The sequence below is a fragment of the Neoroseomonas rubea genome (assembly GCF_016106015.1).
In the GTDB taxonomy this organism is placed as follows: domain Bacteria; phylum Pseudomonadota; class Alphaproteobacteria; order Acetobacterales; family Acetobacteraceae; genus Neoroseomonas; species Neoroseomonas rubea.
Genome location: NZ_JACADQ010000378.1, coordinates 1 through 3,937, shown reverse-complemented (window position 1 = coordinate 3,937; position 3,937 = coordinate 1). Strand labels below are relative to the sequence as shown.

The 3,937-nt window shown below is 73.9% G+C and carries 3 protein-coding genes; all 3 read left to right on the top strand.

All coding sequences use genetic code 11. The features are described from left to right. Window positions 1-1,044 (top strand): glutamate 5-kinase (gene proB, locus HW577_RS22160; RefSeq protein ID WP_198378287.1); only part of this gene is annotated, 1,044 nt, incomplete at its 5' end. A 217-nt stretch (window positions 1,045-1,261) separates the two neighbouring features. After that, window positions 1,262-2,239 carry a Bug family tripartite tricarboxylate transporter substrate binding protein gene (locus HW577_RS22155; protein WP_198378286.1) on the top strand — a complete coding sequence of 326 codons (978 nt, stop codon included), beginning with the start codon at window positions 1,262-1,264 and terminating at the stop codon, window positions 2,237-2,239. Window positions 2,240-2,305: 66 nt separating this feature from the next. Next, the gene (locus HW577_RS22150) at window positions 2,306-3,787 is read left to right on the top strand and encodes an ABC transporter substrate-binding protein (RefSeq protein ID WP_198378285.1); all 1,482 of its coding nucleotides are present in this window, start codon (window positions 2,306-2,308) and stop codon (window positions 3,785-3,787) included. Window positions 3,788-3,937 lie beyond the last annotated feature (150 nt).

Sequence of the window (3,937 nt, the reverse complement as noted above, 5' to 3'; positions counted from 1 at the left end):
CCGCGCGCGGCCTGGCTCGCCTCGGTCGCGGCCGATGTCGCGGCGCTGCGCGCATCGGGGGCGGAGGTCGTGCTCGTCTCCTCCGGCGCCATCGCGCTCGCCCGCCGCGCGCTCGGCCTGACGCGCCGCGCGCTGCGGCTCGAGGAAAAGCAGGCCGCCGCCGCCGTCGGGCAGATCCGCCTGGCCGGCGCCTGGCAGGAAGCGCTCGCCGCGCACGGCATGAACGCCGCGCAGCTTCTCCTCACTCTCGAGGATTCCGAGGACCGGCGCCGCTACCTTAACGCCCGCGCGACGATCAGCACGCTGCTCGGCCTGGGCTGCGTCCCCGTGATCAACGAGAACGACACGGTCGCGACCGCGGAGATCCGCTTCGGCGACAATGACCGCCTCGCCGCGCGCGTCGCCGAGATGATCGGCGCCGACGCGCTGGTGCTGCTGTCGGACATCGACGGCCTCTACACCGCCGATCCGCGGAAGGATCCCGCCGCCACGCACCTGCCCACGGTCGATCGCATCACGGACGAGATCATGGCGATGGGGGGCGAACCCCCGCCCGGCTATTCCTCGGGCGGGATGCGCACGAAACTGATCGCCGCGCGCATCGCGACGGGGGCGGGCTGCGCCATGGCGATCGCGCTCGGCAAGCGGGACAACCCGCTGGCCGCGATGTTGGACGGCGCGCGCTGCACCTGGTTCCTCGCCGCGCCGGAAGGGCGGACGGCGCGCAAGCGCTGGATCGCCGGCAGCCTCGCGCCGCTTGGCGTGCTGCGGGTCGATGCCGGCGCGGCGCGCGCGCTGCTGCGCGGATCGTCGCTGCTGCCGGCCGGCGTACGCGCGGTGGAGGGGGATTTCGCACGCGGCGATCCGTTGAGCGTGCAGGACGAGTCAGGGCGCGAGGTCGCGCGCGGCCTGTCCGCCTACGATGCCGACGCCGCGCGGCAGATCGCCGGTCACCGGTCGGAGGAACTGGAAGCCATCCTCGGCTGGCGTGGGCGCGACGAGATCATCCACCGCGACGACCTGGTGCTGCTGGCGCCGGGCTGACCGCGCGTCGCCAAGGCGAACGCGGGGCACGACTTTCCCCGGGGCGCGCCGGCCGGCAAGGCCGCTCCGCATCCTGCACCCAGGCGCCATGCCGGCCAGGATCGGCGGCTGCCCGGCGCGACCGTCGCAGCGCGCACACCGGGATGCGCCCCCTTCTTCCCGGCGTCGCGCCGTGCCAGAAGCGCACGCAAGACCAACGACACCGGGAAGACGCGCCATGACACAGCACCCGTTCCGCCGCCGTGCCCTGCTCGCCGCCGCCGCCCTGCCGCTCGCCGCCCCGGCGCTGGCGCAGGATGGCTTCCCGACGCGGCCGCTGCGCCTCGTCGTCGGCTTCACGCCTGGCGGGGCGACCGACATCTCCGCCCGCGCCATCGCGCCCAAGATGGGGGAGGTGCTGGGCCAGCCCGTGATCGTGGAGAACCGCCCCGGGGCCGGCAGCAACATCGCGACGGAAGTCGTCGCGCGCAGCCCGGCGGACGGGCACACGCTGCTGCTCGCCACACTCGGCGCGCTGGTGGTCAGCCCGATGGTCATGCGCCTGCCGGTCGATCCGGCGCGCGACCTGGTGCCGATCTCGATCGCGGTCGACCTTTTCAACATCCTCGTCGTGCCGCAGGACCGGCCCTGGCGCACGACGGCGGACCTTGTCGCCGCGGCGAAGGCCGCGCCGGGGCGGCTGTCCTACGGCACCAGCGGCATCGCCGGCGGGCCGCATTTGGCCGGGCTGCTGTTCGACCGCATGGCGGGGATCGAGACGACGGCGGTGCATTACCGCGGCGGCGGGCTCGTGGTGACGGACCTGCTCGCGGGCCGGGTCGATTTCTCGTTCGCGACCGCCGCCTCCGTCCTGACGCAGGTGCGGGAAGGCAAGGTGCGCGCGCTGGCCATTCCGCACCTGACGCGCTCCCGCCTGATGCCGGACATCCCGACGGTCGCCGAGACCGGCGTGCCCGGCTTCGACGTCCCCTCCTGGTACGCGGTGCTCGCGCCGCGCGGCACGCCGGACGCCGCGGTCGCGCGCGTCAACACGGCGATGCGCACGGCGCTGGCCGACCCCGAGGTCGGCGCCACGCTCAACCGCAACGGGCTCGAACCCCGCCACAGCACGCCGGCCGAGTTCGCCGCGGCGTGGGAGGAGGAGCGCGTGAAGTGGGCGCCCATCATCCGCGACAGCGGCATCCGCATCGAATAGCGCGCCTCGACTTGCGCGGCCGCGGCGTGCGGCCCAGCATCGGCGCTCCCGCGAAGGAAGCGACCCATGCGCCGCATCGCCGCCCTGCTGCTTTCGGCCGCCCTTGCCGCGCCGGCCGGCGCGCAGACGCTACGGATCGGCATCGGCGCCGACCCCAACGTGCTCGACCCCGCCATGAGCGGATCCTTCGTCGAGCGCGTGGTGTTCTCCGCGCTCTGCGACAAGCTCGTCGATGTCGGGCCGGACCTTGCTTTCCGGCCGGAACTGGCCACGCGCTGGCAATGGGCGGCGGACGGGCTGTCGCTCACCCTCACGCTACGCACAGATGCGCGGTTCCACGACGGCACGCCGCTCGATGCGGAAGCGGTGCGGGTCAACCTCGAACGCTACCGCACCGCGCGCGAATCCCGCCGCCGCAGCGAACTCCGCCCCGTCAGCGCGGTGGAGGCGCCGGCCCCCGACACCGTCGTGATCCGCCTGTCGGAACCCTTCGCGCCGCTGCTCTCGGTGCTGTCGGACCGCGCGGGGATGATCATGTCGCCGACCGCGCTCGCGCGGCTGGGCGAGCGTATCCGCGACGAGCCCGTCTGCTCAGGCCCCTTCCGCCTGACGCGCCGCGTGCCGCAGGACCGCATCGAGATGGAGCGCTTCCCCGGCCATTGGAACGCCGCGAACATCCATGCCGAGCGGCTGGTCTTCCTGCCGATCCCGGACGGCACGGTGCGGCTGCTGAACCTGCGCGCGGGGCAGCTCGACATCATCGAGCGGCTCTCGCCGTCCGACGTGGCGGAAGCGCGGCGCGATCGGCGCCTGCAGGTGGTCGAGGCGACCGCCATCGCCTACCAGACCATGGCGATCAACACCGCGACGGGCGCGCTGCGCGATGCGCGGGTGCGGGAGGCGCTGGAGCGGAGCATCGACCGCGCCATCATCAACCAGGTGGCGCTGGAAGGGCTGTTCGTGCCGTCGAACCAGCCGGAGGCGCCGGGCACGCCCTATCATTTCGCCGACCGCGCGCCGCCGCCGCGGGACCCGGCGCGCGCCCGCGCCCTGCTGCGCGAAGCGGGGCATGACCGCTTCGCCTTCACGCTGAAGGCCGCGAACACGCCGGTCGATTCCCAGGTCGCGCAGATCATCCAGGCCATGGCGGCCGAGGGCGGCTTCGACATCCGGATCGAGACGCTCGAAGCCAGCACCATGGTCGCCGCCACCCAGCGCGGCGACTACGACGCGGCCATCGTCATCTGGTCGGGCCGACCCGACCCGGACGGCAACATCGCGATCTGGCTCGCCTCGGACGGCTTCCTCAACTGGGGCAAGTATGTCAGCCCCGAGGTCGATGCGGCGCTTGCCGCCGCGCGCCGCAGCACGGACCCCGCGACGCGCCGCGCGCAATACGCGCTGGCGGCGGATCGCTGGATGGCCGACCGGCCGCACCTGATCCTGTACCACCATCGCTGGTTCTGGGGTCTGCGCGCCGGGGTGCGGGGCTTTCAGCCGAGCCCGGACGGCATCATCCGCTTCGGCGGGCTGAGCCCCGGGCGCTGAACCGCCGCGCGACGCCCGCGCTTTCCCTCACGCCCCCTTCTGCCGTAAGGCAGGGGCCAGGAGAGACCGCCGTGAACGCCATTCCCCAGGATGCCGCCCGCCTGCTCGACACCGCCGCCCGCGCCGCCCGCGCGGCCGCCGCGACGCTCG